Raw genomic sequence first — 18,562 nt, forward strand, 5'->3', positions numbered from 1 at the left:
CTGCCGTTATGGGAGCCATCGTAGCAAACGGAAGCCGCCGCGGGTATGATGCGATGTTGCGAACCTTGACCCGGCTTGCACTTTCGCCAAAAAAACGGCACGATCACAAATCCGGTCAAGAATCGCAAGAACAGTCGTTTGTCGGTGCGGAAGGGCGAGTGGTATACTCTAGTTTAAAAATAAGGCCGTTATCGGCGGGGGCGCGACTATGACGGGAATGAAGGGGAAGCCTGCGGGGAGAAGCCACACCTCGCTGTTCGGCGCATTGTGCCTCAGCTTTGCGGGCATCATCGCTTTGCTCATGTCGTTCAATTATTTGGCCTACACGTTTTTCCGCGACAACATCCGCCAGGAGCTGATCCGGGGCAGCAGCCTGAACCTGAACACGACCGTCACAAACTACGAGAAGCACCTCGGCCAGTTGAAAAGCTATTTGATGAGCTACCTGTTCCGCACCGACACACAACTGGTTGCCGACAACCGCAGCCGGCCCGCCGACTACGACTTGTACCGCAAGGTGCAGCTGGCGCTGAACAATACCACGAACAATTCGATTCTGTATATGGAAAATCTCGTTTACTACTTCCGCGACAGCCAGCTGGTCATCGACAAGAACGGCACCCGCGACCCGTCGCTGATGTTCGCCAAGCTGTATGCAAGCGACACGTATACGGCCGCTTTCTGGAATCGCGAAATCGCCCTCGCGCAGAGCTTCCGCATCTATACCGGCGAAACGTTCCGGGAGCAAACCGCCTTCGGCGAATCGTCCTACGGCGTCCTGATTCCCGTGCTGGCGAAGAAGGAATACGACGACCAGTTCGGGCTGATCGCGCTGCTGGACGGGACGGGCATGTACGCTTCGTTCCATCAGCCGGGCGGTAACGGCGCGTTCTATATGTTCGACGCGGAAGGCAGGCGGCTGTTCGCCTCCTCCGACCGGCCGACGTCCGGCGATCCGGCGTTCGCCGAGCTGGCTGGGCAAGGGCATCTGGTGCGCAAGGACGTCATTTATTTGTACCAGCGCGCCGAAGGCTCCGGCTATCTGTACGTCGACGCGATTCCGCTGCAGAACATATCCGGCCAAATCCGCCGGCTCAACTATATTTTCGCCGGGCTGCTGCTCGGCTCGCTGCTGCTCAGCCTCGTGCTGTCGCTGCTGATCGCCCGCCGGTTCCAGCATCCGCTGACCGGCCTCGTGCAGGCGATCGGCCAACTCGGCCAGCCGCTGCCGCCGCGGACGAGCCGAATCCGGGAGTTCAACCTGATCTCCGAACGCATCCATGCCCTCTTCCAGTCCCATCACGACATTAACCGCGACCTCAACGCCAAAAACTCGCTGCTGCAGCACTACGCCTACCTCAGCCGGGCCAAAATGATCGCCGCCAGCGCCGCCGATATCAAAATGGCGATCGACGCCGAACGCCCGTACCGGCTTGTGCTGTTCCATCTGGCGCTGAAGGAGCAGGCGTTGGCGGAAACGACGATCGAGCCGCACCGCGCTTACGCGCTGATCAAGGAAGTGATTCAGCTGTACATGGCCAGCGTCAGTCCGGATTCGCCGACCTTCCAGGTCGAACGCGACCAGATCCTGACGGTGCTGTTCGATGGCGGGGATGGCGTAGGGCCGATCGGCGACGAGGACACGCTGGCGCCGCTGATCGCCAGGCTTCAGCCGGAAACGCCGTATTTCAACTTCACGATCGGCGTCGGCGCGCGTTGCGAAAACGCCCAACAATTCGCCAAAACGTACGATGAAGCGGTCGAACTGGTCAAGCAGCGCACGCTTGGCGAAAACATTCAAGTGTTCGACCGGCTTGTTTCGCCGCAGCTGCCGCTGGTGCCTACGCTGGCGCAGGAGCAGGAGCTGGCGACGAACTTGAACGCCGGCAACGACGCCGTCTGCATCCCGCTGGCGGTGCGTCTGATCGAACAGCTGCATCGGGCGGGCGCTCCGGCGCAGGCGATCCAGACGCTCGCCCGCGAGCTGGTGGGCAAAGCGGTCAAAGTCGTTTACGCCCAGCATTTGACCGTGCCCGGCTACGAAAACACGCGGCAAGCCTACGAGGAGTTGAGGAGTTGCTACACGCTCGAACATTTCGAGCGGTTCTTCGGCCGTTATTGGGCGGCGTTCGGCCAAGCCGTGCGGTCGAAAAAAGCGGCGGCCGGCGCCGATTACATGATCTCTTTCGTGAAGGAATACGTGGAGTCGAACTACGGCGACGATATTTCGCTCGAGCTGCTGGCGGACAAGCTGAACATCACCGGCTCGTATTTGTCGGCCTATTTCAAGGAGAAGACCGGCTCCAACCTGAGCGAATACACCCACACGCTGCGGATGGCCAAGGCGATGGAGATGCTGCAGAACACCGATTTGAAAATCCAGGACATCGCCTCGCTTGTCGGCTATTTTACCGTCGCCCCGTTCAATCGGGCGTTCAAACGGTTTACCGGCGCCACGCCGACGGAATTTCGCCGGCAGCGGCAGTTGCAGGCGTAAGCTTCGCGCCGGCGTCGAAATAAGCCATGTTTCATTGGCTATTGGGTCTAAAAAGGCCGGCAACAAAAAATAGCCAGTGATTTCGCTGGCTATTTCTTGGAAAAGATCGCTTTTGCGGCTGTTTGGTCGAAATAGGGCTATTCTATTAGTATGTCGGCGACGTCACCGTTCCCCCTGCGCCTGAACCTGCTCCCGCCGCTGCTTGGGAAGTCAACTCCTCCAGCATGAGCCGAACATCTTCCCGGTCGAACAAGTCGTCGCCGTTCCAATCCGGCAGTATGGAGCCGCTGCGGATCCAGCCGAGCAGGTCATTGATGCGGGCTTGCCCCCGGGGCGGCGCAGCCGGATCGATCGTGCCGATCGTCACCGTAGCCGTCGTTTCGTTGCCGGCTTCGTCGACTGCCCGGAACGTGAAGCTGCCGTTCGCCTCAAACGTATACCTCGAGACGTTTAAATCCCCTTCGTTCGTTGTCGCGAACACTTCGATGCTCTCATTGGCAGGCAACCGGGGGTAAGGAGCAATCGTGATGACCGGCGCTACTTTGTCAATGTTCGTGATCGTTACCGTCAGCGTGGCCGAGTTGCCCGCCTCGTCCGTGGCGACGAAGTCGAAGCTGCCGTTCGACTTGAACGTGTGACTTTGCGAGGTCCAACTGCCTTCGCTCGCCGTTGCGGTGACCGTGATGTCCTGATTCGTCGGCGTCGAACTATTGAACGTTCCGAGCGTAATCTCCGGCGCTACCTTATCGATGTTCGTGATCGTTACCGTCAGCGTGGCCGAGTTGCCCGCCTCGTCCGTAGCGACGAAGTCGAAGCTGCCGTTCGACTTGAACGTGTGGCTTGAAGCGTTCAACGTGCCGTCGCTCGGCGTTGCGGTAACCGTAATGTCCTGATTCGTCGGCGTCGTGCCGTTGTACGGGTCGAGCGTAATCGTAGGCGCCACTTTGTCGATATTCGTGATCGTCACCGTAAGTGTGGCCGAGTTGCCTGCCGCATCCGTAGCGACGAAATCGAAGCTGCCGTTGGCCGTAAACGTGTGGCTCGACTCGTTCAGCGTGCCGTCGCTCGGCGTTGCGGCAACCGTGATGTCTTGATTCGTCGGCGTCGTGCCGTTGTACGGGTCGAGCGTAATCGTCGGCGCTGTCGTATCCAGCGTGATGGAGGCATAGAATGCGGAGCCTTCATTGGCAAGCGCATCCCGAAATTGCATATAAACCTTCTTGAGCCCGTCCCCCGCCGCTAGCGTATACGCCCGGCTGGCGCTATACGTCTCCCAGCCCGTCCAGTCGACTCCATCGTCGGACAATCGCATCGTCGCCGCTCCGGTCGCTCCGTCGTTCATGGTCAGCGTCACGTTTCGGCTGTTGGTCAACGATGCGCCGTCGTTAATGACCGCCGTTACGGTTGGCGGCGTCACATCGATCCCGTCATAATACAACACCGCTTCGGTCTGGTTGCCTGCGGCGTCGATCGCATAGGCCGAAATGTTGCGGTTCACGCCCCATGAGATCGGTCCCGTATAATCGACCCAGTTGTCTCCCCACAACGAGTATTTCTTCATCTCCGCATCGGACGGAAATTCGATGGCAACCGACGCTGCATGCGCTCCCGTCATGGTCACGGTAAACGTCGGTGCAGCCGGCGCCACCGTATCCAGCGTGATCGTATCGGAAATTTCGGCATCGTTGATCGTACCGTTGCTGCCGCGAAGCTGCACGTACACCGTCTTCAAGCCGTCGCCGGACGGAAGCGTGTATGCTTTGGAAGCGGCGAAAGATTCCCAGCCGGACCAGTTGGAGCCGTCGGCGGAGAACCGCATGTCGGCCGCATTCGTGCCGCTGATCGTCAAATTGACGGCGGTCGTTTTGACCGCGGCCGCTCCCCCTGCAATGCTCACGCTGCCCGTCGGAGTCGGGCCCTTGTAGACCGTCACCGAATACGTACTGGATTCGCTGCCGCGGACAACCGTTACCGGAATGATTGTCTGCTCCCCGGTTAATGCCACGGTACGGTCGAGCTCGCCTTCAGCGCCGGAGCCAACGGTCACCGCGTCGGTCGCTTTTGCCTTGGTCGCCTTGACCTGAACTGACGCGGTTCCGCCCGGTACATGGAGCAAATAACGATACTGGTCCGGGTAAAAGTCGAGCGAAACCGGCGAGCCGCCGACCTGTACCTCCAATTGCGCCAAATTTTTGGCGAGCGTCGGCGACCCTGCGCTTTCGGCGAGATCCCAAGTCGCAGCGAAATCCCAGCCCGCACCTGTAAAAATCGTCTCCTGCAACAACTGCGACGAGGTCAATCCGACGGCTCCGGTGCCGGTCACTGTCGACGCGGTGGACCCGTAAGCCGAGCCCCCCATGGCCGTATTCCAGAAGGAGCCGCTCACTTCGCCGGCGGCTTGTCCGATGAGCCCGCCAGCGCCTGTCGGAATCGCTCCGTTCGCGTAACTTCGAATCAGATGGTAACCGGGATTCTGCAAACCGACAAGCCCCCCGATCGTAGACGATCCGCGTACGTCGGCTTTCGCAAACGTATCCGTGATGGTGCCCAGGTTCATTCCCGCCAAACCGCCTATAATGGAACTGACGCCCGTCTGGCCCACCTGGCTTTCGACGTAGCTTTTTTCGACCGTGCCGAAATTGGTGCCGATAAGACCGCCCATATTTGAAGAAGTGACCGATAAACTGTTCGTTGACGATACGTAGGAGGTCGAGCTGATTCTTCCTGCCGCCTGATTGTCCGCAACCGCACCGCCGACTTCCGTCGTGCCCGTTACGTTTGTTCCGCTGACACGGCTTTTTTCGATCGTACCGGAATTGCTGCCCGCCATCCCGCCGACGCTTTGACCGCCGCTGACGCTTCCTCCGATCACCTGGCTACCGGTGATGGTGCCGAGATTCGTACTTGCGATGGCGGCGGTAAATGCGCCTCCCGCAATGGTACTGTTGCTGACCTTCACATTCGAGATCGTGCCGTAGTTGCTGCCGGCAACCAAAGCCGTCATACTGAAACCCGGATTCGAAACGTTGCCGCCCGCGAACGTCAAATCCGATACCGCGCCGCCGGCGGCGATCGTCTTGAAAAAGCCCTGCTCATAGGTGGTGCCGGTAATCTTGACCCCCGCAATCGTATGCCCCTGCCCGTTCAAGCTTCCGGCAAAATTGGGCAGCGGCGTCCACCCGGCCGCATAAGCGGACTGGCTCAAATCGATATCGGCGCCCAGCACAAAAGATTTTGTCGGATAATTGCGGATTTCGTTCAACTGCGCCGCTGTCGTAATGACATACGGATCGCCGGAATTGCCAGTCCCGCTCTCAAACACGCCTGCGTGCGCCCGCATGGTTCCGAGCTGCATCAGACCCGCCGCAAACAGGAAAGCAAACAGCAGCCGGATTCCGCTCCGCACCCGCGCCTGGTTGTCCATCATGGTCCCTCCCCTTGTAAATGGGTCGTATTTTGTCGCAATGCATCTGGGACAATTATCCTATAAAACACAAACAAACGCCAATCAAAACGCCGGCGACCGCCGCCACAACATGAGAAAGGCCGCCATAATCGGCGGCCTCGCATAACCACAACCCTACTCGATCTTCAAGCCGACCTCGGCGTCGCCGATCGCCACGCGCTCCATGTCCGGCTCCGCCGCGTAACGCACGCTTTCGAGCAGCACGTTCTCCCGCAGCACGTCCTCGAAGCTGGCGAGCGCCTCCTTGACGGCGGCATCGGCGTCAATTACCAGCCGCACGCGCTTCTCAATCGGCAAGTCGAGCTTTTTGCGATAATCCTGCACGGCGCGCACCACTTCGCGCACGAGCCCTTCCTGCTCCAGCTCCTTCGTCACCGTCGTATTGAGCGCAACGGTCATCTGGTAGCCAGAGGCGGAAGCAAAACCTTCCTTCGCCGACTTCTCGACGAGCAATTCCTCTACCGTCACATGCAGCGTTTCGCCTTCCGCCGCGATATCGAGGAACCCGGCGTCGACCGCCGCCTTCGCTTCCGCCGCGGACAGCCCTTTCAGCCGCTGCTGGATCGGGCCGACGAATTTGCCGTACTTTTTGCCGGCGGTCTTCAGATTCAGCTTCAGGCTGAACTGCACGAAACCGCCGTCGCCTTCCTCGACGCGAATCGATTTGACGTTGATTTCCTCCTTGATGATCGCCTCGAAGCGACCGAGGTTGAAATCGCGGTCCAGCGACACAATCAGCTCGGACAGCGGCTGCCGCGTCTTCAGGCCGGTTTCGTTGCGCACGTTGCGCGCCAGCTCGACGATGTTGCGCGCGGTTTCCATATCGCGCTCCAGCGCTTCGTCGATCGCGGACGCGTCCGCCTGCGGGTAGTCGGCGAGATGCACGCTGCCGCCGCCGCCGAGATTGCCGTAGACGTCTTCGGCAATGAGCGGCGCGTAGGGCGCGATCATCCGCGCCAGCGTCAGCAGCACATCGCGCAGCGTCTGGTACGCCGCCGCCTTGTCCTCGCTGATGCCGCTGCCCCAGAAGCGATCGCGCGAGCGGCGGATGTACCAGTTGCTCAGCTCGTCGACGAACGTTTCGATCTGCTTCGCCGGGTTTAGGAAGTCGACCGCGTCGAGCCCCTTGACCACCTGCTGCAGCGTGCTGTTCAGCCGCGACAAGATCCAGCGGTCGAGCTCGTTCGCGGACGTCTGGCGCGGGTGCTCCTCCGGCCGGTAGCCGTCGATCGTGGCATACAACGCGTAGAACGCATGCGTATTGTGGATCGTGTCGATCAGCTTCGACTTCGCTTCGGCGACGATCTGCTTCGAGAAGCGTTTGCTGTTCCACGGCGCGCTGTCCGCCAGCATCGCCCAGCGGAACGCGTCGGTGCCGTACGCTTCGATGATGTCCCACGGGTCGATGACGTTGCCCTTGCTCTTCGACATCTTCTGGCCGTTCTCATCGAGCACGTGGCCGGTCGAAATGACCGCCTTGTACGACGACTTGCCGTTGTACAGCGTCGAAACGGCGAGCAGGCTGTAGAACCAGCCGCGCGTCTGGTCGATGCCTTCGCAAATCATGTCCGCCGGGTACTGCTCTTCGTACGTCTTTTCGTCGCCGAACGGATGATGGTACTGCGCGAACGGCATCGAACCGCTGTCGAACCAGACGTCGATCACTTCCGGCGTGCGGTCCATCGTGCCGCCGCAGGAGCAGCGCAGCTTGACGTCGTCGACGTACGGCTTGTGCAGCTCCAGATCGTCCGCCAGCGGCGAAACCGACTTCTCGCGCAGCTCCCTGATGCTGCCCGGCGCCGTTTCCTTGCCGCAGTCGCGGCATAACCAGACGTTGAGCGGCGTGCCCCAGTAGCGGTTGCGGCTGATGTTCCAGTCGACTAGCTCGTCGAGGAACTTGCCGAACCGGCCTTCGCGAATGTGGCCCGGGTACCAGTCGATTTTGCTGTTGTTTTCGATCAGCTGGTCTTTGACCGCCGTTGTCTGGATGAACCAGCTTTCCATCGCGTAGTAGAGCAGCGGCGATTTGCAGCGCCAGCAGAACGGGTAGCTGTGCTCGTATTTCTCCTTGGCGAACAGCAGCCCTTTCTCGGACAAATACTTGACGATGTCGACGTCGCAATCCTTCACGAACCGTCCGGCAAAATCGGTTACCTGCTCCGTATACTTGCCGGCGCCGTTCACGACGCTGACGAAATCGATGCCGTGCTGGCGCGTCGTGCGATAGTCGTCCTCGCCGTGCGCCGGCGCGGTATGCACGATGCCGGTGCCGCTCGAGTCGCTGACATAGTCGGCGTCGACGACAATGTGGCCTTTGCCGACGTTCGTCAGGTAGTGGAACGGCGGCACGTAGGCGGTGCCGACGAATTCGGCCCCTTTGTGCACGGACAAAACCTCGTAGTCTTCCTTGAACAGCTTCTCGACCAGGTTGTGCGCCGCGATGTACACTTCGCCGTTGTGCCGCACCCGCGCGTAGTCGATGTCCTTGTTCACCGCCAGCGCGATGTTCGCCGGCAGCGTCCATGGCGTCGTCGTCCAGGCGAGGAACGACTCGTTCGCCGCTTTGCTGCGGAATTTGACCGTGGCGCTCAAATCCTTGACATCCTCATAGCCTTGCGCAACCTCGTGCGAACTGAGCGTCGTCTGGCAGGCCGGACAGTACGGGCTGACGCGGTGGCCTTTATACAGCAGCCCTTTGCCGTGAATCGTCGACAGGATGTGCCAGACGCTTTCGATATATTCGTTCTGCAGCGTGATGTACGGATCGTCCATGTCCGTCCAGTAGGCGATGCCTTCCGTCAGCTCGCGCCACTGGCGTTCGTATTCGAACACGCTGCTTTTGCACTTCTCGACGAACGCGGCAACGCCGTAGTTTTCGATTTCCTGCTTGCCGGAAATGCCGAGCTGTTTCTCCACGCCGAGCTCGACCGGCAAGCCGTGCGTGTCCCAGCCGGCTTTGCGCACGACGCGGTAGCCGGACATCGTTTTGTAGCGGCCGACGAAGTCTTTGATTACGCGCCCGAGCACGTGGCCGATATGAGGCCGGCCGTTCGCCGTCGGCGGTCCTTCGTAGAAAACGAAGTTCGGCCGCCCTTCGCGGTTCGCGATCGACTTGCGGAACGTATCGTCCCGCTTCCACTGCTCCAGAATGCGCAGCTCGCGCGTCCGCGCTTTTTCTTTGACATCCACTTTTCTCATCGTTACCCGACCTCCGCCTGCAATCTCATATTGGCAAAAAAACGCAAAAAATCCCGTCCCCTAAGGGACGAGATCCGATTCTCGCGCTACCACCCTCGTTCCGCATCCGTACCTGCCTCATGGCAGCACCTTGCGGCTTCTCGATTCGCGCACGCATGCGTGCGCGTCCCTTGTAACGGCGGGCTCCCGGGACAGCTTACTGCTTAGGGCGTGTGTGAAAACCCGCTCAGGTTCTCAAACATTCCCTGGTTCGGCTGTCCTTCTCGGAGAGGATATTCCGCTGCTGCCCGAACGTCGGCTTTCAGCTCCCGGGGCCGACTCTCTGGGGATCAAGCGATCAGCGTACTCGTTCTCGTCAACGAAGTTGTGCGATGCCATATGTAATCCATTATTACACCATTTCAAATCATTAGTCAACATCGCGGCTTCGCGGCCGCGGCCGACCGTCATGTTCGCGAACGAGGCACATACATTAGGCATATACACCGATTCAGCAAAAAGCGAAAGGAGCGCCGCCATGATGCAATCGCCGCTGCTGCAGCAACAACCGGCGTCCGCCCAGCGGACCGGCCATCCTTCCTTCATCGAAGTTACAGGCACCGGCACGCTTGCGGCAGAGCCGGATCGTGCCGTCATAACGCTCGGAGCCGTCACGGAAGGCATGATGCTGCAAAAAGTTCAGCTCGACAACGCCTCGATCATCGCCGCCGTGATCGGCGCCTTGATCGAAAAAGGAGTGCCGCGCAACCAAATCCAAACGAACGAGTTTCGCATCGACATCGTCTACGACTATGCGGACGGCAAACAGACGTTTCGCGGCTACAAAGTGACCCACCTGCTGCAAATTACGACCGACCGCGTCCGCGAAACCGGCCTGCTCGTCGACGCGGCGGTCGCCGCGGGCGCCAATACCGTAACCGGCATCCGCTTCCAGACCTCGCAGCCGGACGCTTACCTCGCCCGCGCGCTGGTACTTGCCGTGCGCAGCGCACAAGTGAAAGCACAGGCCATCGCCGGCGCGATCGGCGCCATCCTGCCTGCGGCTCCGAGCGAAGTGATCGAGCTGCCGCGGCCGGGCGAGCCGATCCCGTACCAGGCGGCCATGTTCAAAAGCGGAGGCGGCACGCCGATCGAGCCCGGCATGCTGACGATCGAAGCTTCGGTCAGGGTGCGGTACTCGCTCGCTTGAGCCGCGCGCGCCGCGGCTATTTCGGCGCCTTCTCCACCGTGCGGCGCAGCAGCACTTCGTTGTCGAGCACCAGATTGCTCGTCCAGATGAAGGAGCCTTTGCCGAATGCGCTGCGGTAATTGGTGTATTCTTTTTTGTTGTCGACGCCGACCGTTTGCTCGGAATAGGTGACGGCGTTCGGCCAGCGGGAATCGTCGAACGACGCGGCGTACCACCCGTCCGGCACGGCAAAATGCGCGGCATAACAATCCGTGCCGCATGCCGGAGGCGACGACGTTTGCGGCGAGAGACGCTGCTCCTTGCCGTCTTTCTCCTCCAACCGGAGCGAGTCCTTGCTCGTCAGCGGCGCGATGTAGAAAGTTTGCGCCTTCCACGAGGCATCCGTCGCGGTGCCGTCGCTGAAGACGGCCACGATGCCCGCGTCGCCCGGGGCAAACTTGCTTCCTTTGTTGTCCTCGGTGCCTTGCCCGAGATTTTCCTCCCAATCGACGCCGTGGATTGCATACGTCATCGGGTACTTGGCTTTGAACCGAACGATCGACGCGTTGAACGGCGTATACGGAACCGGGTCTTTGGCTACCGGCTTGCCGCCCACGTACAGCTCGAAGTAATTGTCGGCGTAAATATAACCGGTGATGACGACGCCGTCCGGGTCGATTTCGACGACCGGTACGTTGTCCAGGTTGACGTCGGTCAAGCTGCGGTTTTCAATCCGTGTGCACGGGTTGGACAAGTCCCCTGCACTGGTCATCCCGGTTGCGATTTTTGCCGGTACGACCCATTTGACGCCGTCCTCGGACGTCACTTCTCCGATCGCGCTGACGCGGCCGCCGGGGCAATCGAGCAGCCGTGGCGTCGTGACTGTGCCGAGCCCTTTGGAGAAGCTGACTCCCCCCGCGGCAGTCGAAGACGAAGACGGCTGCGCTGTCGACGTTGCGGCCGGAACCGCGTCGCTGCCGTTCGAGCAAGCAACAAGCAAGCCGAACAAGAGCAGCATCATTTTCCACATAAACGATTCACTCCCTTTACGATACGCTACGGCAATAACCATACCGCATGAAAAAGAAAATTTGGTGAAAACGCCCCCCGCTGCACAAAAAAAAGCCCCTGGTTGGGGCCTTCACTGCCGCTCCGAGGAAGCGTCTTTGCAAATAGGCCCTGTTTTATTGCCTATTTCCGCAAAAACGGCCAGCCGCGCCGAAATAGCCAGTGAAATCACTGGCTATTTCGGTCAAAACGCCTTATTCGGGGCCGATTGGAGCGAATAAGCCATGTTTTCACTGGCTATTTCCGACGAGTCGCCCCAAATCGGGCAAATAAGCCATTTTTCACTGGCTATTTTCGCTGCCCGGCCTGGCACGATGTCCCTAGCCGCCGCTACTCCGCCGTCACGTGGAACGTCTGCCGCCACACGATGCGTTCGCCGACCCGCAGCGTCGCATCAATCTGATGCGGCCCCGGCGCCAGCGTCCGCTCCGCATGGAGGCGCATCAGCGTCAGCGCGCCCGTCGCGTCGTTCGCGGGCAGCGCCAGCTGCTCCGCAAAAGCCGCGCCGCCGTCGCCGTTCTCCTCCAGCGACAAGCGCAGCGGCAGCCTGCTTTGCGCCCATGCCGTACGGTTAACCGCCTCGTACACGAAGGCGTTCAGCACCAGCTTCCCGCCTTTCGCTACCGTCGGCAGCGCTCCCAGCTCCACCCGGTACTGCGCCGCGACCAGGTCCGTATAGCTGGCGTTGGCATACTGCGCCAAGCCGAACAACTCGCGCGCGTCTTCCTTGTCCATGTACCACGCGGCGTCGTCATGGCGGGGAAGCTGCCGCAGCTGCTTCGTGCCGACCATCGTGCCGTGCCAGTAAAGATGCGCCTCGCGCGTGCCCGCCTGCAGCACGAAGGAGTAATCGTTTTGGCTGATCTCCACCGCTTCGACATACGGCAGCCGCTCCGATTTGAACCGCAGAATGGAGGCCAACAGAATCGAATCGAGAAACAGGCCGTCGCTGTCGCGATACCCGATGGCCGTGCCGTCAAACAGCGTCTCTTTGCCGTCCGCTGTACGTTCCATGCCCGCGTTATACATTTCGGCCTGCATGATCTGCAAGGCCGTGCCGGCGTCCTCGTCCCAAATGCGGTCCCCGCCGCCCGTCCATACCGCGAACCAGCCCGTCGTGCCGTCGACCGTCGCTTTAAGCCAAATCCTCGCTTCGCCGGGATCGGCCCAAGCCGCCGTCGCCTCTACCGTCCGGTTGCCGATCGTCGGCTCCGCGCCCGATTGCGCGAACGGCACGTCGGGATAGCGCTGCAGCGCCCTTTCATAGGCGAGATCGACCCGCCAATGCACCGGCCGGGCAGCGGACGGCTCGCCGTACAGCGGGTTGATCCATCCCGTGCCTTGCGGCGTGCGCACATGATACCACGGCCCGTTGTACCAAACCGGCGGAATGCCGCGATAGAAGCCGGCGGAAAGCGGTCCTTCCACTTTTTCGAATACCGTCGCCTTGCCGCCTTTCAACACGGCAGTTTCTTTCCTTGCGCTGTCCCAAATATCGGCCAGAAGCGGCGTTTCCGATTGCAGCTCGATCGTTTCGTCAACCGGCAGCAGCGGGAAGCCTCGGTCCTGCGTCCACGTCGGGCCGGATGCGGTCTGCACCTGGTAAGCCCGCCCGTATATCGTCGTGTACTCGCGGGCAACGGCGAAATCGCCGCCCGGCAGCATATCCTGCGCCGGCGACGCCACGCCCATGGCGCTCGCCAGACTGCCTTCATCCGGCAGCCAGTAATAATGGGCCTTCCGCTCCAATGGCTGCTCAGTGCCGATCTTGTTGACCGGAATGTGCGCCCACAGGTCGCCCATCCAGGTAGTATGAATTTGAATCCACGCCGGACGGTTCGGATCGTTCGTATAAAACCATTGCTTCTCCGCCCCCGTCACTTTCACTTCCTGCGGCGCCAATGCCGCAACGGGACCGCCGCTTTCGTCCGCGCGGCGATACAGCGGCGTTTCCTCCAGCAGCGTAATCGCGGAAGGCGGCGCGATGTCAATCTCCCATGGTTTCGGCCGAATCCAGCGCGGTCCGAACATCGTTTCGATTTCCCATGTCGCCTGTCCGATCGACCAGGAGCTTTGCGTGCGGATGACGCGCACCGTCTGCGGGGCGAACGCCCCTTCCGGCTCGTCCGCCGGCTGGTCGGGCGACGCATAATACGGCGTATTCGCAAGCAGCTCGATCGTGGCGGGGAAACGCAAGCCGTCCGGCTCGTAGTTGCCGACATAGAGCGGCTCTGCCGCAGCCTTTGTCGCAAACGCGCCACAGCAAACAATCGCCGTGCCGAGCGCAACCGCCGCCAGCGTCCACTTGTTGTTCATCTTCAGCACTTCCTCGCGTCCATTATGGCGTTGCTATCCGCCTCAATAGACGCTGTACATTGCCAAAAGTTGCATACCCGGCGCCTTCCCGGGCAACGGTCCGGCCCGGCTTCAGCCGATGTCAATCCATTTGGTGTTGGCCTGTTCCGCCAAATAGTCCAGATAGTCCGGTTCGGTCAACTGGCTGTTGCAAGCGGCGGCGTCCAGGCAAATGTAGTTGCCGACCGCCTTGAAGTAGTCGGCCGACGCCTGCGCCGGCGGCTTGCAGACGATCGAAAGGAAGCCGATCGCGTCCGGCGCTTGCGGCGTCTTGCAGATGGCGCATACGTGGTGGCTTTTGGCCGCCGAGAATGTGCCCATCATCCCGATCAACCGCCCGTTATGGCCATAGACAAGGTGGTACTTCGAAGTGGCGGTATCCGTCCACCCCCAGTAAGTCAAACTCCCGCCCGGCTGCACGTCCGCTTGCGGCAGCTTCAGCTTCTTCGCCTTCGGAAACAGCTTCTTCAGCAGCCCATCCGTCAGCGGCATCGCAGGCAGACGCAGCTGCTTAAGCCGCTCCTTGTAAGCGGCAAACGCTTCCGCTTCCGCGGCGCCGCGGAACGACAGCAGTTCGCGCTTCTGCGCGTCGTCCGCTCCCGACTCCGCCGCCAGCGCCGCCAAATCAAGCTCCGCCTGCGTTCGCAACGCTTCGATTACTTTGCGGTCGGCCGCGTGTTTGACTGCTTGGGCGATCTTGTCGACTTGTCGCCGCGCAATATTATAGTGATGATTGGCCAGAAATGGCTGTATGGTGTCCATGTGAATTTGCTCCTGTCTTGCGATAGTACGCATTTTTCAATTATTACCGCATTGGACCGCTCCTCAGGTCCAATCGGCATTGATTTTCACCGCTAGCGCCGGGCCTTCATCGCTGAGTTACATCGACCCATAAAATCATTATACCCCTACGCAGCCGCAAGCGCTCGAGCCAAAATGGTTGAAAACGGAACTCGCCGCCGCCTCTCAGGAGCGGTTAGCGTTTGTTTCATGCGCTGAGGCACTCGCCTTACCCTGCCGGTTGCAGCGGCAATTGCCGCTTGGCGATGCGAATCGCCATGACTGCGGCGAGAAGGCAGATCAGGCCGGCAATCCAGAATGCGGACGAATAGCTGCCGGTCGTATCGCGCAGCATTCCGGCCAAATAGGCGGCGGTAGAAGCGCCGATCTGGTGCGCGACGACGACCCAGCCGAACACCATGCCGGCTTTCTCCTTGCCGAATTCCTGCGCGGCAAGCTTCACCGTCGGCGGCACTGTCGCGATCCAGTCGAGCCCGTAGAACACCGAAAACACGAGCAGCGCCGTCGACCCGGCATCCACCGCGTACGGCAGAAACAAGAGCGACAGGCCGCGCAGGCCGTAATACCAGAAAAGCAGCTTGCGCGCGTCGAACCGGTCCGTCAGCCAGCCGGACATCGTCGTGCCGATCAGGTCGAACATCCCCATCAGCGCGAGCAACCCGGCGGCCACCACTTCCGTAATGCCGTGATCGCCGCAGAACGAAATCAGGTGCGTGCCGATCAATCCGTTGGTCGAAAAGCCGCAGAAAAAAAACGTGCCCGCCAGCAGCCAAAACGTACGATTCGTCAGCGCGCTGCGCAGCGTAAGCAGCGGAGTCGCAAACACGCTGCCGCGGAACGGCTCAGGCGGAGCGGCCTCTTGCGCCCCGTAGGCGGCGGCGCCAATGTCGTGCGGGTGATTGCGCATCCACACCGCCACGACGACAAGCGCAACGGCGATCGCGCCTACCGCGGCGTAGACCGCCGAATGCCAGCCGCTGCCCGTCGTCATGCGGGCAAACAGCGGCAGGAACAGCAGTTGGCCGGTAGCGGCGCTGGCCGTCAACAGGCCGACGACGAGTCCGCGGCGCTCCGCAAACCAACGGTTCGCCACGGTGACGCCAAGCACATTGGCCATCATGCCGGTAGCGAAGCCGGATACGACGCCCCACAGCAGCTCGAACTGCCACAGACGCGTCATGTGCGGCGTCAGCGCCAGGCTAGCAGCCAGCACGAGCAAAGACAGCACCAGTACCCGGCGAATGCCGAACTTGGCGAGAATCGCCGCCGAGAACGGGCCAACTGCCCCATACAGGAAAATGCCGAGCGAAATCACGCTGGAAATCGCGCTGCGGCTCCAGCCAAACTCCCGCTCGAACGGCAGGATGAGCACGCTGGGCATGGAGCGGATGCCGGCGGAGACGAGCAGCGTGACGAACGTCGCAAGCACGACGATCCATCCGTAGTGGAGCCTGGGCGATGCTTTCGTAGTGTTGGCCGAGTGGGACATGAAAGTTTCTCCTCTTCGTTAGTTGTACAAGCAAATAAACAACGGCGATCGGAAATCACACAACAACCGGCCGCAGACCGAACCCGATCTGTTTCCGCCTGCCGCATTCGTTCCGCGCTACCGCTCCAACCGTTCGCTTGCCTCCTCCAGCTCTCGCGAAAGCAGTGTCGACGCTTCGCCGCCCAACACTTCCTCGTAACGCTGCTTCAGCTTCTTCGAGGCGAGGCGAATCTGCTCCTCCAGGGCGATGCCCTTGTCCGTCGGATACACCAGCACCGACTTGCCCTGCACCTTGCGCTCCACCAGCTTCTTCCCTTCCAGCTTGTCAATGAATCGCGTCAGCGTGGACGCGGCGATGTACAGCTTCTCGGCCAGTTCCTTCTGCGCAATGCCGGGGCTGCCGTTCACGATGCGGATCAGATACCCGTACATCGGCGTCAGCCCGGTGCCGGCGAATTCTTCCTCCGCCATCTTCGTAATGTTCCGACTGAGCCGGTTCGTGGTGAAGAACAAACAGGTATGCAAAAAATCGTGCTCCATGTCCATTCCCTCCAACCTTTTAATTTGTATGTACAACTAATCCTAATCCAAGGATGGCGCGTTTGTCAACTGCCAGCACGCCATCTCCCTCGCCTTTATTGCCACTTCATCGTGTTGCCGCCTTCGACGTTCCAAATCCCGAACCCTTCGGAATGCGCCCTGTCGAAAAACATCGGCAGCCGCTGCCCGAACCCTTCCGCAAGCGGCAGCAACGCCAGTTCCTCCCTGTCCGTCCAGAACAGCTCGCCTTCGTCCGTCTGCTCCAGCAGCTCGCCGCTGAATACGGAAGTGCGGTAGCAGAAAACGATGTATTTGTCGCCGGTCCCGCCGTTGTGCCAATGCACGATGCCGCACAGCTCCAGCGCCGCAACCGTAAGCCCCGTCTCCTCTTTCACTTCCCGGACGGTGGAGTCGACGATGCTTTCTCCGTCCTCCACCTTCCCGCCCGGGAACGCAATCCCTTTCCACGACTTGACGCGGCGCTGCGCCAACACTTTGCCCGTCGTTTCGTCGCAGATCATGCACATGTTCGTCAATTCCGTCCTGGCCAACTCCGTCGCCTCCCGATTTCCGCATCTTCATGGATTCGACGGTTTTGGCATACTTCCTCCCCGCAAGCCCCTTTACCGAACCAAACAAGGCCGTTTCGGGTCAAACTTCCAGCCCGGCAGCAAATACTGCATGGCGACCGCGTCGTCCCTTGCGCCGAGCCCCATCGACAAATACAGCCGGTGCGCCTGCTCCAACTGCTCCATGTCAATGTCGATGCCCAGGCCCGGACGGTCCGGCACAGCGATGGCGCCGTCCGCGATGCGCAGCGGCTCCTTCGTCAGCCGCTGGCCGTCCTGCCAGATCCAGTGCGTATCGATCGCCGTGATCGTGCCCGGCGCGGCGGCCGCCGCCTGCGTAAACATCGCCAGCGAAATATCGAAATGGTTGTTCGAATGCGAGCCCCACGTCAAGCCGCGGTCGCTGCACATCTGGGCGACGCGCACGGAGCCCTGCAGCGTCCAGAAGTGCGGATCGGCCAGCGGAATATCGACCGCGTTCAGTTGGAACGCGTGCGCGAGCTGGCGCCAATCGCAGGCGATCATGTTCGTGGCGGTCGGCAAGTCGGTTGCGCGGCGGAACTCCGCCATGATCTCGCGGCCGGAATAGCCGTCTTCGGCGCCGCACGGATCTTCGGCGTAAGCAAGCACATCGCCCTTGTTTTTGCACAGGGCGATCGCCTCGCGCAGCGACCAGGCGCCGTTCGGATCGAGCGTGATGCGCGCCTGCGGAAACCGCCGCTTCAACAGCGCGGCGGCTTCCATCTCCGCTTCGCCGCCAAGCACGCCGCCCTTCAGCTTGAAATCGCGGAAGCCGTACCGCTCCTCCGCCGCTTCCGCGAGCCGCACGATCGCCTCCGGCGTCATCGCTTCCTCGTGGCGCAGACGCAGCCAGCCGTCCGACGCGCCGTCGCCGCTTTCGTAAGGCAAGTCGGTCAGGCGGCGGTCGCCGACGAAGAACAGATAGCCGAGCACGGGGACCGCTTGCCGCTGCTGCCCTTCGCCGAGCAGCGCGGCCACCGGCACGCCGAGGTGCTGGCCGAGCAAGTCGAGCAGCGCGGTTTCGACGGCCGTCTCCGCATGGATCGCCACGCGCTGGTCGAACGTCTGCTGCCCTCTGCCGCCGGCGTCGCGACCCGAGAACCGGCTCCGCATCTCGCCCAGCACCCGTCGATACGCGCCGATGGAACTCCCGACAACAAGCGGCTCCGCCTCCTCGAGCGTGCGCCGGATCGCCTCGCCGCCGGGCACCTCGCTGACGCCCGTCCGGCCGGCGCTGTCCTGCAGCACGACCACATTGCGGGTGAAATACGGTCCGTGCGCGCCGCTTAAATTGAGCAGCATGCTGTCATGGCCCGCTACCGGAATAACGCGCATGGCGCGTACGACCGGCGTGGCAGTTGGCTCGTTCTTCATCGCAAACTCCCCTTCC

11 protein-coding genes are annotated in these 18,562 nt (G+C 61.1%); 2 read left to right on the top strand and 9 right to left on the bottom strand.

The genetic code is table 11. From position 1 onward, the window contains the following. Window positions 1–208 precede the first annotated feature (208 nt). Window positions 209–2,497, top strand: coding sequence for a helix-turn-helix domain-containing protein (locus EXY20_RS03840; protein WP_135547855.1), 2,289 nt, complete (start codon window positions 209–211; stop codon window positions 2,495–2,497). Between the two features lie 145 nt (window positions 2,498–2,642). Here EXY20_RS03840 and EXY20_RS03845 read toward each other — a convergent pair whose 3' ends face one another. Both EXY20_RS03845 and ileS read right to left on the bottom strand, forming a co-directional pair. Beyond that, window positions 2,643–5,921, bottom strand: coding sequence for a beta strand repeat-containing protein (locus EXY20_RS03845; protein ID WP_167858967.1), 3,279 nt, complete (start codon window positions 5,919–5,921; stop codon window positions 2,643–2,645). 156 nt (window positions 5,922–6,077) lie between these two features. Beyond that, window positions 6,078–9,161, bottom strand: coding sequence for an isoleucine--tRNA ligase (gene ileS / locus EXY20_RS03850; RefSeq protein ID WP_135547860.1), 3,084 nt, complete (start codon window positions 9,159–9,161; stop codon window positions 6,078–6,080). 517 nt (window positions 9,162–9,678) lie between these two features. Between ileS and EXY20_RS03855 the strand changes: the two genes are divergently transcribed. Continuing rightward, entirely contained in the window at window positions 9,679–10,350 is a 672-nt protein-coding gene (locus tag EXY20_RS03855; RefSeq protein WP_135547862.1) for an SIMPL domain-containing protein, read from the top strand. A gap of 16 nt (window positions 10,351–10,366) precedes the next feature. Here the strand turns inward: EXY20_RS03855 and EXY20_RS03860 are convergent, their stop codons facing one another. The 7 genes from EXY20_RS03860 to EXY20_RS03890 form a co-directional block, all read right to left on the bottom strand. Continuing rightward, complete coding sequence (locus tag EXY20_RS03860; RefSeq protein ID WP_135547864.1) at window positions 10,367–11,359, bottom strand: hypothetical protein; 993 nt, start codon at window positions 11,357–11,359, stop codon at window positions 10,367–10,369. 368 nt (window positions 11,360–11,727) lie between these two features. After that, window positions 11,728–13,713, bottom strand: coding sequence for a hypothetical protein (locus EXY20_RS03865; protein ID WP_135547866.1), 1,986 nt, complete (start codon window positions 13,711–13,713; stop codon window positions 11,728–11,730). Between the two features lie 111 nt (window positions 13,714–13,824). Next, window positions 13,825–14,514: an FBP domain-containing protein gene (locus EXY20_RS03870; RefSeq protein ID WP_167858968.1), complete on the bottom strand. Its 690-nt coding sequence runs from the start codon at window positions 14,512–14,514 to the stop codon at window positions 13,825–13,827. A gap of 247 nt (window positions 14,515–14,761) precedes the next feature. Next, a complete protein-coding gene (locus EXY20_RS03875; RefSeq protein ID WP_135547870.1) occupies window positions 14,762–16,042 on the bottom strand; it encodes an MFS transporter in 1,281 nt (426 codons plus the stop codon). Window positions 16,043–16,159: 117 nt separating this feature from the next. Continuing rightward, a complete protein-coding gene (locus tag EXY20_RS03880) occupies window positions 16,160–16,582 on the bottom strand; it encodes a MarR family winged helix-turn-helix transcriptional regulator (RefSeq protein ID WP_135547872.1) in 423 nt (140 codons plus the stop codon). 95 nt (window positions 16,583–16,677) lie between these two features. Further along, window positions 16,678–17,133 (bottom strand): 8-oxo-dGTP diphosphatase, encoded by a 456-nt coding sequence (locus tag EXY20_RS03885; protein ID WP_135547874.1) that lies wholly within the window; start codon window positions 17,131–17,133, stop codon window positions 16,678–16,680. Between the two features lie 72 nt (window positions 17,134–17,205). Beyond that, complete coding sequence (locus EXY20_RS03890; protein WP_135547876.1) at window positions 17,206–18,546, bottom strand: enolase C-terminal domain-like protein; 1,341 nt, start codon at window positions 18,544–18,546, stop codon at window positions 17,206–17,208. Window positions 18,547–18,562: the final 16 nt, after the last annotated feature.

The sequence above is a fragment of the Paenibacillus cymbidii genome, assembly GCF_004764705.1.
GTDB lineage: Bacteria > Bacillota > Bacilli > Paenibacillales > NBRC-103111 > Paenibacillus_AN > Paenibacillus_AN cymbidii.

Bases quoted from the DNA above. Each gene is read 5' to 3' on its own strand.
- EXY20_RS03840 (WP_135547855.1), top strand. From the start codon at position 209: ATGACGGGAATGAAGGGGAAGCCTGCGGGGAGAAGCCACACCTCGCTG.
- EXY20_RS03845 (WP_167858967.1), bottom strand. From the start codon at position 5,921: ATGGACAACCAGGCGCGGGTGCGGAGCGGAATCCGGCTGCTGTTTGCT.
- ileS (WP_135547860.1), bottom strand. From the start codon at position 9,161: ATGAGAAAAGTGGATGTCAAAGAAAAAGCGCGGACGCGCGAGCTGCGC.
- EXY20_RS03855 (WP_135547862.1), top strand. From the start codon at position 9,679: ATGATGCAATCGCCGCTGCTGCAGCAACAACCGGCGTCCGCCCAGCGG.
- EXY20_RS03860 (WP_135547864.1), bottom strand. From the start codon at position 11,359: ATGTGGAAAATGATGCTGCTCTTGTTCGGCTTGCTTGTTGCTTGCTCG.
- EXY20_RS03865 (WP_135547866.1), bottom strand. From the start codon at position 13,713: ATGAACAACAAGTGGACGCTGGCGGCGGTTGCGCTCGGCACGGCGATT.
- EXY20_RS03870 (WP_167858968.1), bottom strand. From the start codon at position 14,514: ATGGACACCATACAGCCATTTCTGGCCAATCATCACTATAATATTGCG.
- EXY20_RS03875 (WP_135547870.1), bottom strand. From the start codon at position 16,042: ATGTCCCACTCGGCCAACACTACGAAAGCATCGCCCAGGCTCCACTAC.
- EXY20_RS03880 (WP_135547872.1), bottom strand. From the start codon at position 16,582: ATGGAGCACGATTTTTTGCATACCTGTTTGTTCTTCACCACGAACCGG.
- EXY20_RS03890 (WP_135547876.1), bottom strand. From the start codon at position 18,546: ATGAAGAACGAGCCAACTGCCACGCCGGTCGTACGCGCCATGCGCGTT.